The organism is Pseudomonas sp. 09C 129 (assembly GCF_002843625.1).
In the GTDB taxonomy this organism is placed as follows: domain Bacteria; phylum Pseudomonadota; class Gammaproteobacteria; order Pseudomonadales; family Pseudomonadaceae; genus Aquipseudomonas; species Aquipseudomonas chlororaphis.
In genome coordinates this window covers 5,406,337-5,421,901 of sequence record NZ_CP025261.1, presented here as the reverse complement: position 1 = coordinate 5,421,901, position 15,565 = coordinate 5,406,337, and the positions used below count along the sequence as shown (strand labels likewise).

The 15,565-nt window shown below is 61.6% G+C and carries 18 protein-coding genes; 3 read left to right on the top strand and 15 right to left on the bottom strand.

Annotation, left to right across the window (positions count from 1 at the left end; translation table 11 throughout):
* The 7 genes from CXQ81_RS24055 to puuE form a co-directional block, all read right to left on the bottom strand.
* A complete protein-coding gene (locus CXQ81_RS24055; protein ID WP_101338766.1) occupies positions 1–786 on the bottom strand; it encodes an outer membrane protein OmpK in 786 nt (261 codons plus the stop codon).
* 145 nt (positions 787–931) lie between these two features.
* Complete coding sequence (locus CXQ81_RS24050) at positions 932–2,290, bottom strand: nucleobase:cation symporter-2 family protein (protein WP_101338765.1); 1,359 nt, start codon at positions 2,288–2,290, stop codon at positions 932–934.
* Between the two features lie 178 nt (positions 2,291–2,468).
* On the bottom strand, positions 2,469–3,788 hold the full coding sequence (locus tag CXQ81_RS24045) for a urate hydroxylase PuuD (protein WP_101338764.1): 1,320 nt from the start codon (positions 3,786–3,788) through the stop codon (positions 2,469–2,471).
* Positions 3,789–3,839: 51 nt separating this feature from the next.
* Positions 3,840–4,343: an ureidoglycolate lyase gene (locus CXQ81_RS24040; protein ID WP_007921785.1), complete on the bottom strand. Its 504-nt coding sequence runs from the start codon at positions 4,341–4,343 to the stop codon at positions 3,840–3,842.
* 150 nt (positions 4,344–4,493) lie between these two features.
* Positions 4,494–5,489 (bottom strand): allantoicase, encoded by a 996-nt coding sequence (gene alc / locus CXQ81_RS24035; protein WP_009045057.1) that lies wholly within the window; start codon positions 5,487–5,489, stop codon positions 4,494–4,496.
* A gap of 77 nt (positions 5,490–5,566) precedes the next feature.
* Positions 5,567–6,082, bottom strand: coding sequence for a 2-oxo-4-hydroxy-4-carboxy-5-ureidoimidazoline decarboxylase (gene uraD, locus CXQ81_RS24030; RefSeq protein ID WP_007921783.1), 516 nt, complete (start codon positions 6,080–6,082; stop codon positions 5,567–5,569).
* The gene (gene puuE / locus CXQ81_RS24025) at positions 6,079–7,005 is read right to left on the bottom strand and encodes an allantoinase PuuE (protein ID WP_063432619.1); all 927 of its coding nucleotides are present in this window, start codon (positions 7,003–7,005) and stop codon (positions 6,079–6,081) included. The genes uraD and puuE overlap by 4 nt, the downstream gene beginning before the upstream one ends.
* A gap of 420 nt (positions 7,006–7,425) precedes the next feature.
* On the opposite strand from puuE, the gene uraH reads away from it, so the two are divergent.
* Positions 7,426–7,779, top strand: coding sequence for a hydroxyisourate hydrolase (gene uraH / locus CXQ81_RS24020; RefSeq protein ID WP_023966464.1), 354 nt, complete (start codon positions 7,426–7,428; stop codon positions 7,777–7,779).
* A gap of 184 nt (positions 7,780–7,963) precedes the next feature.
* Here the strand turns inward: uraH and CXQ81_RS24015 are convergent, their stop codons facing one another.
* The 3 genes from CXQ81_RS24015 to CXQ81_RS24005 all read right to left on the bottom strand — a co-directional run bounded on the left by CXQ81_RS24015 (position 7,964) and on the right by CXQ81_RS24005 (position 10,766).
* On the bottom strand, positions 7,964–8,590 hold the full coding sequence (locus CXQ81_RS24015; RefSeq protein WP_092417419.1) for a LysE family translocator: 627 nt from the start codon (positions 8,588–8,590) through the stop codon (positions 7,964–7,966).
* 63 nt (positions 8,591–8,653) lie between these two features.
* Positions 8,654–10,003, bottom strand: coding sequence for an NCS2 family permease (locus tag CXQ81_RS24010; RefSeq protein WP_009050208.1), 1,350 nt, complete (start codon positions 10,001–10,003; stop codon positions 8,654–8,656).
* A gap of 328 nt (positions 10,004–10,331) precedes the next feature.
* Positions 10,332–10,766, bottom strand: a complete 435-nt coding sequence (locus tag CXQ81_RS24005) for a MarR family transcriptional regulator (RefSeq protein WP_009045052.1) — start codon at positions 10,764–10,766, stop codon at positions 10,332–10,334.
* 81 nt (positions 10,767–10,847) lie between these two features.
* Here CXQ81_RS24005 and CXQ81_RS24000 point away from each other — a divergent pair, with 81 nt between their 5' ends.
* Together CXQ81_RS24000 and CXQ81_RS23995 are read left to right on the top strand one after the other, a co-directional pair.
* Positions 10,848–12,014 (top strand): PLP-dependent aminotransferase family protein, encoded by a 1,167-nt coding sequence (locus CXQ81_RS24000; protein ID WP_007932279.1) that lies wholly within the window; start codon positions 10,848–10,850, stop codon positions 12,012–12,014.
* A gap of 12 nt (positions 12,015–12,026) precedes the next feature.
* Positions 12,027–12,629: a glutathione S-transferase family protein gene (locus CXQ81_RS23995; protein WP_007932276.1), complete on the top strand. Its 603-nt coding sequence runs from the start codon at positions 12,027–12,029 to the stop codon at positions 12,627–12,629.
* Between the two features lie 107 nt (positions 12,630–12,736).
* Here the strand turns inward: CXQ81_RS23995 and CXQ81_RS23990 are convergent, their stop codons facing one another.
* From CXQ81_RS23990 to CXQ81_RS23970, 5 genes are all read right to left on the bottom strand, one after another.
* Entirely contained in the window at positions 12,737–13,108 is a 372-nt protein-coding gene (locus CXQ81_RS23990) for a glutathione S-transferase N-terminal domain-containing protein (protein ID WP_101338763.1), read from the bottom strand.
* 100 nt (positions 13,109–13,208) lie between these two features.
* A complete protein-coding gene (gene folE / locus CXQ81_RS23985; RefSeq protein WP_003204506.1) occupies positions 13,209–13,754 on the bottom strand; it encodes a GTP cyclohydrolase I FolE in 546 nt (181 codons plus the stop codon).
* A gap of 77 nt (positions 13,755–13,831) precedes the next feature.
* Entirely contained in the window at positions 13,832–14,389 is a 558-nt protein-coding gene (locus CXQ81_RS23980; protein ID WP_007932272.1) for a Smr/MutS family protein, read from the bottom strand.
* A 75-nt stretch (positions 14,390–14,464) separates the two neighbouring features.
* The gene (locus CXQ81_RS23975; RefSeq protein ID WP_007932271.1) at positions 14,465–14,785 is read right to left on the bottom strand and encodes a hypothetical protein; all 321 of its coding nucleotides are present in this window, start codon (positions 14,783–14,785) and stop codon (positions 14,465–14,467) included.
* Between the two features lie 141 nt (positions 14,786–14,926).
* On the bottom strand, positions 14,927–15,517 hold the full coding sequence (locus CXQ81_RS23970; protein WP_053262217.1) for a cysteine hydrolase family protein: 591 nt from the start codon (positions 15,515–15,517) through the stop codon (positions 14,927–14,929).
* Between the last annotated feature and the right edge of the window lie 48 nt (positions 15,518–15,565).

Here is a 15,565-nt window from a genome sequence, read left to right as displayed (position 1 = left end):
CTAGAAATGCACCTTCACCAGCAGGCTGGCGGCGTTCTGATTGGTGTCCAGGTTGGCGCTGTTCTGAATGCCGTATTTGTCTTTCCAGTAGCTGTATTCGAGACCGACATACAGCTGCTTTTCGCCCAGGCGCAGGGCCTTGCCCAGGTCGTATTTGATCTGCGGATTGATGTGCAGGTTGGCGTGGTAGGTACCGCGGTCGTTCCGGTCGTTGTCCACCACCCAGTCCAGGTAGCCGTCGATCAACAGGTTCGAACGGCCCAGCGGGATGCTGTAGGACCAGGAAGGGGTGATCTGCCAGACACCGTCGCCGGGGCGCGGGCCTTCGGTCTGGCGGCGGTAGAAGTTCAGGGTGAAATAGTTGAAGCCCGCAACGGCCAGGTCGAAACCGGGGCCGATCAGATAGGCCTCGCTGTCGCCTTCGCCATATTCGTAGGTCATGGCCAGCAACACATCCTTGACCGGGCCGAAGGCGAATGAGCGGTCGAGGATCTTGCCGAACGACAGCCTGGGGCTGAACTCGCCGTAAAAGGCGTGGGGGCCTTTGTTACGGTCTTCCTCGCCGTTGTAGAAAATCTTGTCGACGAACAGGAAGGTGTCGCCGTACTTCCAACGATCGGCGTGTTCGAAGGTCACCGTCTGCTGGATCGACGGGTTGATCGCGAAGTTCTTGCCGTACAGGTACGTCAGGCTGTTGGTCTGCCACAGCAGCAGGTCGCCGGCCATGACCTGGGTCGTGGCCAGCAGTGCGCCGCCGAGCAGCAGGCGTGCGTGTGCAAGTCTCATCGTGTTGCTCCCTGTTTGTTTTTATTGTCAAGGCGCAGGCAGCCGCCGACTGCGACCGGGCGCGGTGCCGGGTCTGCCTGTCGTGCGTGTATTTCGGGTATCGACGGTCAAGCAGGGGCGGCTGTCGGGCCGCCCCGTCCAGGCTTCAATGCTGGTGGGCGTGTCGGGCGTTGCTGGCGGCCCGTTCGGTGCCGCCCAGGATGTTGAACAGCAGGTTCAGGGCCAGCGCACTGAGGGTGGCCATGGCGATTCCGCTGTGGGTGATCGGGCTCATCCACAGGGGCAGGTGGGCGAAGAATTCCGGACGGATCACCGGAATCAGGCCCATGCCGATGCTCACCGCCACCAGCAGTTGATTGCGCCGGTCGGCGATATCGGTTTCCTGGAGGATCTTGATCCCGGTCGCCGCCACCATGCCGAACATGGCGATAGCCGCGCCACCCAGTACCGCCGGGGGAATCGAGGCCACCAGGAAAGCCGCCTTGGGCAGCAGGCTCAGCACGATCAGCAGGCCGCCGGCGACTATGGTCACCGAGCGGCAACGCACGCCGGTCATCTGCACCAGGCCGATGTTCTGGGCGAACGAAGAGTGGGTGAAGGTGTTGAGGAAACCGGCGAAAAACGAGGCGCCGGCATCACACAGCAGGCCGCGGCGGAGCATGCGCGGGGTGACTTCCTGGCCGGTGATTTTCCCCAGGGCGAGGAACATCCCGGTGGACTCGACGAAGATGATCACCACCACCAGGCACATCGAAAGAATCGGCGCCAGATGGAACTGTGGCATGCCGAAATGCAGCGGAGTGACTACCTGCACCCAGGGTGCCTGGGCCATGCCGCTGAGGTCGACCATGCCGATCAGGCCGCAGAGCACGTAGCCCAGGCCCATGCCGATCAGTACGGAAATGTTCACCCAGAAACCGCGCATGAAACGGTGCACCAGCAGGATTGTGCCCAGCACCAGCGCGGCGATGGCCAGGTAGATGGGGGAGCCGAACTCGGCATTGTGGCTGCCGCCGCCCGCCCAGTTCACCGCGACCGGGAACAGCGACAGGCCGATGGAGGTGATGACGGTGCCGGTGACCAGGGGCGGAAAGAAGCGCACCACCTTGGACATGAAGGGCGCGATCAGCATGCCGAAGAAACCGGCGGCGATGGTTGCGCCAAAGATCCCCTGCAGGCCGATGCCCGGCATGCCGGCCATGGCCACCATGCTGCCCACCGCGGCGAAGCTGGCGCCCATCATCACCGGCATGCGGATGCCCATGGGGCCGATGCCGAGGGATTGCACGAGGGTGGCGATGCCGGCGACCAGCAGGTCGGCATTGATCAGGAAGGCGATTTCTTCACGACTCAGACCCGCGGCCTGTCCGATGATCAGCGGCACCGCGATGGCGCCTCCGTACATCAGCAGGACATGCTGCAACCCGACCAGGATCAGTTGCAAAAGGGGCAGTCGCGCAATGGCGGGTGCGTCGGGGATGCGCGGTTCGTTTAACGCGGACATGCAACACCTCGGATCTTCTTATTCTTGTGATTAGAAAGCTGTGTGGTTGCGAACAGCTTTTTTGCAGCAGGCCAACCGCGTGGCGGTCGATCGCGAGCAAGCTTCGCTCCTACAAAAGCAATACACATGCTGTAGGCGCGAGGCTTGCCCGCGATAGCGGTCGTCGGGCATCGCGGTACTAGTTGGTGCGTGCCCCCTGGTTGATCCAGGCACCGATCAGGTCACGTTCCTGCTGGGTCATCTGAGTAATGTTGCCCAGTGGCATGATCTGGCTGGCGACTGCCTGGGCCTGGATACGTGGGGCCTGGAGCTTGATCTGCTCCGGGGTGTCGAACATCACGCCGGCCGGCGCGGCACTGAACAGCGGGCTGGTGGGCTTGGCCGAGTGGCAGACGGTGCAACGTTCCTGGATCACGTTATGCACCTTGTCGAAGCTCGGGCCCTGGGTTGCCGTGGACGCTTGTGCCGGGGCCACTTCGGGAGTCGCCGAAGCTGCTGGAGTTGCTGCGGTTTCAGGCTTGGCGCCGCCGCCAATGGCGGTTTCCGGCAGTGGCTGGTACTCGATCTTCGCCGGCGCCTTGGCCACTTCCGGGCTGTTGGCCATTTGCGCGGGGCCGGTGACATAGGCCAGGCAGATCATGCCCAGGGCGGCGACCGGCAGGGTCCAGGCGAACTTGTGGCTGTCGTGGCGGGTGTTGAAGTAGTGACGCACCAGTACCGCCAGCACCGCGATCCCGGCCAGGATCAACCAGTTGTACTGGCTACCGTAGGTGCTCGGAAAGTGGTTGCTGATCATGATGAACAGCACGGGCAGGGTGAAGTAGTTGTTGTGGCGCGAACGCAGCAGGCCCTTGGCCGGCAGGGTCGGGTCCGGCGTGCGGTTTTCCGCGATGGCGGCCACCAGCGCGCGCTGGGCCGGCATGATGATGCGGAACACGTTGCCGACCATGATGGTGCCGATGATGGCGCCGACGTGCAGGTAGGCGCCGCGACCGCTGAACACCTTGCTGAAGCCATAGGCCGCGGCGATCAACAGTACGAACAGGATGAAGCCGAGCAGGGCAGGTTTCTTGCCCAGGGGCGAATCGCAGAGGAAGTCGTAGACAAACCAGCCGGCGATCAGCGAACCGATGCCGATGGCCACGCCTTCAGGGCCGGTCAGGCCGCTGCCGGGCGCTACCAGGTAGAGCATCGGGTTGTAGTAGAACACCAGGCACAGCAGGGCGATCCCCGACATCCAGGTGAAGTAGGCTTCCCACTTGAACCAGTGCAGGTTTTCCGGCATGGACGGTGGGGCCAGTTTGTATTTTTCCAGGTGATAGATGCCGCCACCGTGGATTGCCCAGAGGTCGCCCGACAGGCCGTCCTTGGGGTTGACGCGATTGAGGTTGTTTTCCAGCCAGACGAAGTAGAACGACGCGCCGATCCAGGCCACGCCAGTGATCATGTGAACCCAACGCACGCTCAGGTTGAGCCATTCCAACAGATGTGCTTCCACAGTCTTTACCTCTCGCCTGTCACCCTTGTTTTCGGGTGATCAGACCTTCTCTTATTGGTGGGGGGCGAGGATCAAACACTCATCCTCTTCAAAGAAATGCTCATCGCAGTTGTTGCCTGTGCCACTGCGATCAACCACCAGGAAGTCATCCCGCTTTTCGATCGTCAGCACCGGGTGGTGCCAGACGCCGCGATGGTAATTAATGCCCTGCCTGCCGTTGCTGACAAAGGCGCGGACCAAGCCCGATACAGGTGCATCGCCAAGTGGCGCGACCACGATCAGAAAGGGATTGCCGAGCAGCGGAATGAAAGCCTGGCTGCCCAGCGGATGGCGCTCCAGCATGCGGACGGTCAAGGGCATGTCCAGCGCGTCGGCGCGGAAGATGCTGATGATCGCCTTGTCGTCCGGCGTGGCGGTTTCCACGGTAGCCAGACGATGGAAGCGCATGGTCGAACCGTTGTTGATCATGAAGTGATCGCTGCCGTCGGTTTCGATCACGTCACCGAAGGGGGCGAAGGCTTCTTTGCTCAGCGGTTCGATCATCAATGTGCGCATGCTGTTCTTCTTAATCTGTGAGTTCGTTGTTGTCGTCTTGTGCTGTCCTGTAGGAGCGAGCTTGTTCGCGATGCGGTTGTCCGGTGTTCATCTATCGCCCGGTCTGACGCCATCGCGAGCAAGCTCGCTCCTACACCTACAGGTTCGGCATTACTTCGCGACCTTGCCGAGGATCCGCAGGCGGCTGACGCCACCGTCCGGGAACACGTTCAGGCGGATATGGGTGATCGGGCCCAGGGCCTTGATCTGCTCGGCGAAGGTGTGTTCGGCGTGCATTTCCAGCTTCTGGCTCGGCAGCAGTTCACGCCAGAACAGCGACTGGGTTTCGATCTGGCTGTCGGTACCGCCCTTGACGAAGGCGCCCTGGATCGAGCAGCTGTCCGGGTAGTTGCCCTTGAAGTGCAGGGTGTCGACGATGATTTTCTCGATCTCGCCCGGATGGCCCAGGGCGACGATCACCCAGTCATTGCCTGGCGTGCGGCGGCGTGCGGTTTCCCAGCCATCGCCCATGTTGATGCCGCGGCCCGGGTTGAGGATGTTGCTCATGCGGCCGAAGTGTTCGTCGGAGCAGGCCAGGGCGCGGCCGCCGTTGAGGGCGGCTGCCAGGTCGATCTGCTCGTTGTCGCCGACCGCCGACCAGTCGCGGTACGGAATGCCATACACGCGCAGGCGGGCCACGCCGCCATCCGGGTAGATGTTGAAGCGCAGGTGGCTGAACGCCTGGTCGTTGCTGATCTCGTGGTAGTGGTGGCTGTTGCCTTGCAGCTCGACGGCCGACAGCACTTCCACCCACTGGGTGTTTTCATTCGGTTCGCCTTCGGCCAGGAAGCAGGCTTCCAGGGAGGCCGATGGCGGGAAGTTGCCGGTGAAGAATGAGGTGTCGATGTCCACGCCTTTGATCTGGCCAGGCACGCCCAGGCGGATCACCGCGCTGTCGTAGCCTTCGAAGCGCTTGCGGCGCGACTCCCAGCCGTCCATCCACTTGCCGTTGTCATCGAAAACGCCCTCCTTCCATACGGCCGGGGTCGGCTGGAACAGACGGTTGGCGTCAGCGAACCAGTCATCGGTCACCGAAATGATCTTGGTGCCCAGGCGGGCGTCGGCCAGGTTGACGAACTTCTCGAAAGGTACGGCGTAAGCTTTCATTCTTCTTGTCTGCCTTTATAGAGTGGCTTGGGATGCTTGCAGGGCCCTGGGTACGTTTCGTACTCGGGCCAGGCTTGCTAGAGAGTCAGTAATCGGAACAGGGCGATCTTGTTGATCTCCGCCAGCGCGCACCTGAATTCGGTGTCCACCGAGTTGTGGATGCGGGCTTCGAACGCCGCGAGGATCTGATGCCGGTTGCTGCCTTTTACCGCCATGATGAAGGGAAACTTGAACTTGGCCTTGTAGGCGTCGTTCAGCTCGGTGAAGCGCTGGAACTCTTCGGCCGTGCATTGGTGAATACCCGCGCCAGACTGTTCTTCAGTGCTGGCCGCGGTCAGTTGCCCCTGGACGGCGGCTTTGCCGGCCAGGTCCGGGTGAGCGTTGATCAGGGCCAACTGGCTCTGGTGGTCGGCGCTCAACAGGATGTCGCTCATGCGCTGGTGCAGGGTGTCGATCCGGTCGATCGAGGCATCCTGGCCCAGGTCGAAGGCCTTTTCGGCGACCCATGGCGAATGTTCATAGATATCGGCGAAGGCATTGACGAAGGCGTCGCGGCTCAGGGTCGAGGGTTTCAGGGTTTGGAAGGTGCTCATTTCGCCGCCCCCGGGAACGGATGGGTTTGCTGCCAGTGGCGGGCGATGTCCACTCGGCGGGTGAACCAGACCTGATCGTGACCTTTGACGTACTCGATAAAACGCTTCAGGGCGGCCAGGCGTGCCGGGCGGCCGATCAGGCGGCAGTGCAGGCCGATGGACAGCATCTTCGGTGCCTCGGCGCCTTCGGCGTACAGCACGTCGAAGGCATCCTTGAGGTACTGGTAGAAGTCGTCGCCCTTGTTGAAGCCCTGGACCTGGGTGAAGCGCATGTCGTTGGTGTCCAGGGTGTAGGGGATCACCAGGTGCGCCTTGCCGGTCGGGTTGTTGGTTTCCCAGTAGGGCAGGTCATCGTCGTAGGTGTCGCAGTCGTAGAGGAAACCGCCTTCCTCCATCACCAGGCGCCGGGTGTTCGGGCCGGTGCGGCCGGTATACCAGCCCAGCGGGCGCTCACCGGTGATTTCGGTGAGGATGCGGATCGCCTCGAGCATATGCTCGCGTTCCTGGGCTTCGTCCATGTACTGGTAGTCGATCCAGCGGTAGCCGTGGCTGCAGATCTCGTGGCCGGCCTCGACCATGGCGCGGATCACGTCCGGATGGCGCTGGGCGGCCATGGCGACGGCGAAGATGGTCAGCGGAATGTCGAATTCCTTGAACAGCTTGAGGATCCGCCAGACGCCGGCACGGCTGCCATACTCGTACAGCGATTCCATGCTCATGTTGCGTTCGCCCTGCAGGGGCTGGGCGGCGACCATTTCCGAAAGGAAGGCTTCCGACTCCTTGTCGCCGTGCAGGATATTGCGCTCGCCGCCTTCTTCGTAATTGAGCACGAACGACAGGGCGATGCGGGCATTGCCCGGCCAGTGAGGGTGAGGAGGGTTGGAGCCGTAACCGATCAGGTCGCGTGGGTAGTCAGCGCTCACTGCAGTCTTCCTTCTTATCGTGATAACGGTGGCGTGGCGGGGCCTGGGGAGAAGGACAGGCTGGCGTCACAGCGATGGACTGATTGTATACAACTTTTCATTCGGTTTGTAAGCCCGATTTTTTGCATTTTTCATCGATTGTGTTCGTGCCTGGGTATTGCAAGAAACCTGCCTGGTTGGTCAGCTAATGGATGAAAAGTCTTCTGTCCTCATGGTGTAGCCGCTGATCAAGGGAATACGGGGGCTTGCTCGAAGTACCCGGAAATGGGTGATTTTTATTGTGTACAATTTTTTTGAAAAGTGTCTTAATAAATTCCTCGCCGCATCCTTTCGTGCTCCGAAACGGTGCGGTCTCCTTATCAACTGACTTCAGGAGGCGCGAGGTCTGGACGTGTGAGCGCGCACAGACACGCAGAATCAATGGGACGTTTGACTACACACGTGTTGGATGCCGCGCATGGCTGCCCAGGCAGCGCCATCAAGGTCGAGTTGTACCGGGTCGAAGGTACGCAGCTGGAACTGGTCGCCAGTGCCCTGACCAACAGCGACGGCCGTTGCGATGCGCCGCTGCTGCAAGGCGATGACTACCGCACCGGGGTTTACCAGCTGCAATTCCATGCCGGTGATTACTACCGTGCCCGCGGCGTACAACTGCCCGAACCTGCGTTTCTCGATGTGGTGGTGCTGCGCTTTGGCATCTCGGCCGAGCAGGAGCATTACCACGTACCGCTGCTGATCTCGCCCTACAGCTATTCGACCTACAGAGGAAGCTAGGACTTTCCCCCCACGAAGCCTGCGCAAATAGCTTCTTTGGTCTTTCGCCCGCTCACACTGCGGGCTTTTTTTCGTTCCCAGAAAGGTGGTGCTTGTGAGGACGCTATCGCGGGCAAGTCGGATCGCCGCCCGCTCGCTCCTACAGGATTGGCTTCTGTAGGAGCGAGGCTTGCCCGCGATGCTTTCAGCGGCTCAACAGCGACGCGGCACCGGCGCCGCTGAACAGCCCGGCGCTGACCCGGTTGAACCAGCTCTGGCCCTTGCCGCTGCGCAGGTAGCGCGCCGCCCCGTGGGCGCCCAGGCCATAAGCCAGCTTGCACAGCAGGTCGAGCACGGTCCAGGTGGCGATCATGATCAGCAACTGTGGCAGGAAGGGCTGCTCGGTACTGAGAAACTGCGGCAGAAACGCGGCGAAGAACAGAATGTCTTTCGGGTTGCTGGCACCCAGCACAAAAGCGCGCCCGAACAGTGCGCGAAAGCGTGGTTTTGGTGCGGCCTCGGGCACTTCGGCGCCATGAGACGGCTGCCGCGATTGCTGCCAGCTTTGCCAGGCGAGATAGAACAGGTACAGCGCGCCGACGATTTTCAGGGCGCTGAACAGCTGTTCCGAGGCCAGCAGCAGGGCGCCCAGGCCCAGGGCCGAGGCGCTCAGCAGGCAGATCGAGGCAAACACACCGCCGAGAAACGCCGGGTAGGACCGGCGCAAACCGTAATTCAGACTGTTGCTGATCATCAGCAGGGACAGCGGGCCCGGAATCAGGATCACCACCAGTGCCGCGCCGCTGAACAGCAGCCAGGTTTCCACGCTCATTGCCTTTCTCCTTATGCGCAAAAGCCTCACCCGACGGGGTGAGGCCGTTTGAAACCGATGTACCTACAAGAAAATGAACTTGGCGATAAAGATCGCGCACAGCACCCACAGGCTGATGGAAATTTCCTTGTACTTGCCCGTCCCGGCCTTCAAGGCCACGTAGGTGATGAAGCCCAGGGCGATACCGTCGGCGACCGAGAAGGTCAGCGGCATCATGATCGCGGTCACGATCGCCGGGATGCTGTCGGTGGCCTCTTCCCAATCGATGTGGGCCATGCCGCCCATCATCAGCATCGCCACATAAATCAGCGCGCCGGCGGTGGCATAAGCGGGGATCATGCCAGCTAGCGGTGCGAAAAACATGGCTGCGATAAATAGCACACCTACGGTCACTGCGGTAAGACCAGTCCGACCACCTGCGGCGACGCCCGCGGCACTTTCCACGTAGCTGGTCACGGGCGGAACGCCGACCACCGCACCGAATACGCTGGAGGCGCTGTCCGCCTTCAGGGCACGGGAGAGGTTCTCGATCTTGCCGTCGGGGTTGACCAGGCCGGCGCGCTGGGCCACGCCCATCAGGGTGCCGGCGGTATCGAACATGTGCACGAAAAGGAACGCCAGCACCACGCTGATCATGCTGACGTTGAACACCCCGGCCACATCCATGGCCATCCAGGTCGGTGCCAGGCTCGGCGGGGCCGACATGATGCCCTCGTAGTGCACCAGGCCCAGGCCCCAGCCAGCCAGGGTCACGGTGATGATGCTGATGAGGATCGCGCCGAATACCCGGTGATAACTGAGCACGGCAATCATCAGGAAGCAGATCGCCGCCAGCAGCGGGCCGGGTTCGCGCAGGGAGCCGAGCTTGATCAGGGTGGCCGGGCTATCGACCACGATGCCCGCGGTCTTCAAGCCGATCAGCCCCAGGAACAAACCCACGCCGGCGCCCATGGCGAAGCGCAGGCTGGCCGGAATGCTGTTGAGCAGCCACTCGCGGATCCGCGAGAAGGTCAGGAACATGAACAGCACGCCGGAGACGAACACCGCACCGAGGGCGGTTTCCCAGTTGTAACCCATGGTTCCGACCACGGTGTAGGTGAAAAAGGCGTTCAGCCCCATGCCGGGCGCCAGGCCTACCGGCCAGTTGGCGTACAGCCCCATCAACAGGCAACCCAGGGCCGCGGCGATGCAGGTGGCGACGAAGGCCGCGCCGTGGTCGATGCCGGCGTCGGCCATGATGTTGGGGTTGACGAAGATGATGTAGGCCATGGTGATGAAGGTCGTCAGACCGGCGATCAACTCGGTCTTCACCGTGGTGCCATGCAACCTGAGTTTGAAGATGCGCTCCAGCCAGCCACTGTTCAGCGGCGGCGAGAGTTCCAGCGTAGGGGCTTCGGATTTGCGGCTTTCCACAGCGAGTACTCCTCAAGAGTTTTATTATTTTTTCCAGAGCCGGGCACGTGAGGGTGGGCAGCGGCTCTTTGAGGTATGTAAGGCTTGCGGGCTTTTATTGACCTTTAGGTCAGGAACTCGCACGTGGCGAATTATGCTTTTGTATACAAAGAAAGCAAATAATGTTTTTTAGGTTGTGTGCGAAAAGTTCGCCAGAAAGGCTATATGGCCTGTAGCCGCTGGCGCAGCCTGCGATCGAGCGCGCAGCGGTCGTAATGGGGCTGACGCGGGTCTTGCAGAAGCATCGGGTATGCAGGTTGACGACCGCTGTGCGCTCGCAGGCTGTGGTTCAGCGGTTGTCGCCCAGAGCCTTGTTCACCGCCAGCCAGCCATCCACTGCCGCCTCGCCGGCCTCGGCGAATACCCGTTGCAGCAGCTTGACCTGCTCGCGCCGCAGCGATTGCTCAAAGCGCGCGCCGTCTTCCGTCAGCTCCAGCAGGCGTTTGCGCTTGTCACTCTGCGAGGCAACGCTGTTGACCAGGTGCATCTCCATCAATTGGCGCAGCGGGATATTCAGCGCCTGCTTGCTCACGCCCAGTGCCGTGAGCAGTTCTTTCACGCTCAGCCCTGGATAGCGGGCGATGAAAAACACGATGCGCTGATGCACGCGACTCAGGCCGCGACGCTCGAGCATTTCGTCGGCCTTGGCGGTGAACGCCTGGTAACCAAAGAAGAAGGCTTCCATGGCGGCTTGTTGGGTGGTCTGGTTTTTAAGGTCAAGCATATTGACGTATCTGCGAAAGTCGGCGTAATTTCGGTCAAGCAGTTTGACGTATTTTCCTCCGCCTTTGCTACCGGTGACCTCATGGCCTTCTCCGAACGTGTTTCGCGTCTTAAAAGCTCACTGATCCGTGAAATCCTTGCCGCCGCGCAGCGTCCGGAAGTGATGTCGTTCGCCGGAGGCCTGCCCGCCGAGGCGATGCTGCCGAAGGTCGATTGGCAGGCGATGCCGGTGTCCATGGGCCAATACGGCATGAGTGAAGGCGAGCCACAGCTGCGCGAGGCCCTGGCGGCGCAGGCCCGGGGGCTGGGCGTGCCGTGCGAGGCCAGCCAGGTACTGGTGGTCAGCGGCTCCCAGCAGACCCTCGATCTGGCGGCCAAGCTGTACATCGACAAGGGCACCGAGATCATGCTGGAAGCGCCGACTTATCTCGCGGCACTGCAGATCTTCCAGCTGTTCGGCGCCGATTGCCTGACCGTGCCGCTTCAGGCCGATGGGCCGGATCTGGCGCAATTGCGCGCCTGCCTGGAGCAGCATCGTCCCGCGTTCATCTACCTGATCCCGACCTTCCAGAATCCTTCGGCGGTGCGCTACAGCGAGGCCAAGCGCGATGCCGTGGCGGCGCTGCTCGACGAGTTCGGAGTGACCCTGATCGAAGACGAGCCTTACCGCGAACTGACGTTCGATGGCGGCAACGCCACGCCTATTGTCGGGCGCCTGCGCAAGGCCAGTTGGATCTACACCGGCACGGTGTCGAAGACCCTGCTGCCAGGGTTGCGGGTCGGTTACCTGATCGCCAGCCCGGACCTGTTTCCCCATCTGCTGCGGTTGAAGCAATCGGCAGACCTGCACACCAACCGCGTCGGCCAATGGCAGGCGCTGCAATGGATAGGTACCGAGCAGTACCAGCAGCACCTGGGCGAATTGCGCGATTTCTACCGGGTGCGCCGCGATGGTTTTCAGGCCGCCCTGCAACGTCATTTCGGCGATCTGGCCGATTGGCAGGTGCCCCAGGGCGGGCTGTTTTTCTGGTTGACCTTGAAACAGCCGCTGGACACCCGCACTTTGCTGAAAGCGGCGCTGGAGCAGGACGTGGCATTCATGCCGGGCGAACCCTTCTTCTCCGAGCCGGACCGCAATCCAGGTCACCTGCGGTTGAATTTCAGTCATATCGATCCGGCGCGTCTGGACGAAGGTCTCAAGCGGCTGGCCACCGTGGTACGTCAAGCACAGGCTGCACAGGCAGCCTAAGGGGAGAGGGCCATGTACAAGGTTTATGGGGATTACCGGTCCGGCAACTGCTACAAGGTCAAGCTGATGCTCAATCTGCTCGGTCAGCCTTACGAGTGGCACGCCGTGGACATCTTGAACGGGGATACGCAGACCGAGGCGTTTCTGGCGAAGAACCCCAACGGCAAGATCCCGGTGCTGGAGCTGGAAGACGGCACCTGCCTGTGGGAGTCGAACGCGATTCTCAACTTTCTCGCCGATGGCAGCGAGTTCCTGCCGAGCGAGCCGCGTTTACGCACGCAAGTGCTGCAATGGCAGTTTTTCGAGCAATACAGCCATGAGCCGTACATTGCCGTGGCACGTTTCATCCAGCTCTATCTGGGGCTGCCGCAAGAACGCCAGCACGAATACGAGAAGCTGCAAAAACGCGGTTACAAGGCCCTGGATGTGATGGAACACCAGTTGGCGCGCACGCCGTATCTGGTGGGCGAGCAGTACTCGATTGCCGATATCGCGCTCTATGCCTATACCCATGTCGCCCATGAAGGTGGCTTCGACCTGGCGCGCTACCCGGGCATCCAGGCGTGGATGCAGCGGGTGGAAAGCCACCCGCGGCATATCGGGATGCTCGACTGAGTCTCTGCGGGAAACAAAAAACCGACCCTTGGGTCGGTTTTTTTATGGTCTGGATCTTGTGGGGGCTGTTCTGGCGCGATGACGTCCTTCAGAACGCCACCAACCATTCAAGCTGTTGCAAAGCGCTTGTCCAGATAATCGATGATCACCTTGGACTCGTATATCCAGGTGGTCTGGCCGTTTTCTTCGATACGCAGGCACGGCACCTTGATCTTGCCGCCTTGCTCCAGCAGGGCCTGGCGATCCTGCTCGTTGTTTTTCGCGTCACGCAGGGCCACCGGAACGTTCAGGCGGTGCAGGGTGCGGCGGGTTTTCACGCAGAAGGGGCAGGCGTGGAACTGGTACAGGGTCAGGCCCTTGGCGGCCTGTTCGACCTGGGCTTGAGCGGCGGCGGGGCGCTGCTGCTTGCGTGGGCGGGTGATGAAGTCGATGAAGATGATGAGCTGGCCCAGGCCGACTCGAAGCGCTTTGACGATCACGATATTGCCTCTTGCCCATGAAAGAAGGGGCGGCAGCTTACCTGATTTTTGCCAGGCGAAAAAAAACCGGCGATGAACGCCGGTTCTTTCGGGCAGCCGTTTACTTGATCAGGCTGAGAAACTCGCTGCGGGTTGCCGCGTTTTCGCGGAACTCGCCCAGCATCACCGAAGTGATCATCGACGAGTTCTGCTTCTCCACACCGCGCATCATCATGCACATGTGCTTGGCCTCGATCACCACCGCGACGCCCAGGGCGCCGGTCACTTGCTGGACCGCGTCGGCGATCTGGCGGCTGAGGTTTTCCTGGATCTGCAGGCGGCGCGCGTACATGTCGACGATGCGCGCGACTTTCGACAGGCCCAGCACCTTGCCACTCGGAATGTAGGCGACGTGAGCCTTGCCGATGAAAGGCAGCAGATGGTGCTCGCACAGCGAGTAGAGCTCGATGTCCTTGACCAGCACCATCTCGCTGTTATCGGAGCTGAACAAGGCACCGTTGGTGACTTCTTCCAGCGTTTGCTCATAACCGCGGCAGAGGTACTGCATGGCTTTGGCGGCACGTTTTGGCGTGTCGAGCAGGCCCTCGCGGGAGACGTCTTCGCCCAATTGGCCGAGGATCGCCGTGTAATTCTGTTCCAGGGACATGAAACTACCTGTGGGATTTTACGCAAAGGGCAAGGGTACGGTGGCGGACCGGGCGCTGCAAGCGCGACGAAGCGGCTTTACTCGTCGCGGCCTTCCATCATGGTGCGTTTGAGCATCACGTAGACCGCCCCGGCACCGCCATGTTTGGCCTGGCACGAGGTGAAGCCGAGCACCTGGGGATGCTGGCGCAGCCAGGTGTTGACGTGGCTCTTGATCATCGGCCGCTTGCCGTCCAGGCGCACGGCCTTGCCGTGGGTGACGCGCACGCAGCGGATTTCGAACTTGGTGGCTTCGGCGAGGAATGCCCAGAGGGTTTCCCGGGCCTTTTCCACGTTCATGCCGTGCAGGTCGAGGCTGCCCTCGAAAGGGATCTGGCCGACCTTGAGCTTGCGCATCTGGCTTTCCTGAACCCCGTCGCGGGCCCACATCAGCTCGTCTTCCGGGCCGACATCGATCACGAACTGATCGGACAGCCCGTCGACGGTCGTGGTTTCGGTGCGCACGCTGGCTGCCTGGCGCAGCTTGGCGATCTGCGCCCGGTCAGCCTTGGGTTTGCCGGTTTCGGCGCGATCGTGCTTGATCGGCTTGACGCCTTGGATCGCGCTTTTGAACAGGGAAAAATCGTCGTCTTGCATGTCAGCCTCCGCGAAGACCGAGCAGTTTACCCAACTCGACGGGAGAGGGGCGGGACAAAACGTGTTGCCGTCGATTCAGTCATGCTTCTTCATCAGGTGGGGAGCCATGTTCAGGGTCTGCGGCTGGCGCATGCGCCGCCGGCAGCGACGCCACAGCCAGACGCCGACATACAGCAGTAACAGACCGACCGCTAGAATCACCGCGGAACCCGCCGGACTTGCATTCAATTCGCCCAGCGCCGGAGGGCGCCCCAACAGGCTGGCGGCCCCGGCCATCGCCAGCAGCACACCGAAGGTCGCCAGCAACGCGGAGAATCCCGCGCCCAGGCGCAAACGCCAGTTCCGCGGGCCTTTGGGCCGCAGACGACGTGCGTCAAAACCATCGGATATCTTCATTCCGACCTTCCTCAATGGGTATCGGCCCTTCGACCGAAAGATGACCGGGTGGTTCCTGAGGCTAAGGCAATTACGGCAAATGAGAGGCTTTTACGGATGAGCGGCCTTGCCCCTGAAGGCGCGCCGCTCATTGCAGGTCGATCAGATCAGATCTTTGGTGGCGGCGAGGGTGGCGAAGTTGTCCGCCATGATGGCCATTTCGGTCTGCTGCACGTGCTCGGCGCTGAGGATGCCGCCCTTGTAAGGCAGGTCGCGGGTGGCGCAGGCGTCTTCCACCAGGGTGCAGCGAAAACCCAGGTTCTTCGCCGCGCGCACGGTGGTGCTGACACTGGAATGGCTCATGAAACCGCAGACGATCAGGTCCAGGGAGCCCAGGTCCTGCAGGCGCTTTTCCAGTTCGGTGCCATGGAAGGCGCTCGGCAGCAGCTTGCCGATGATGGTCTCGTCGCCCTGGGGTTCGAGGCCGGGGATGAATTCACCGCGTTCGCCCTGGGGGTCGAACAGGCCGCCGACGGTGCCGAGGTGGCGCACATGCACAACCGGGCGGCCGGCGGAGCGGGCGGCAGCGACCAGTTGCTTGATGTTGGCGACCGCAGCGTCCATGCCGGACAGGGCCAGGGGGCCGCTGAGGTACTCTTTCTGGGCGTCGATGATCACAAGGGTCGCGTGGCTCAAATTAGCCGCTGCATAACCACGACCGCTGAGTTGAAACATCGTCTTTGGAACGGACATTCTGGGGCTCCTGTGAGTGGGGCTTTTGCGACATTGTCCTCTGGCGGA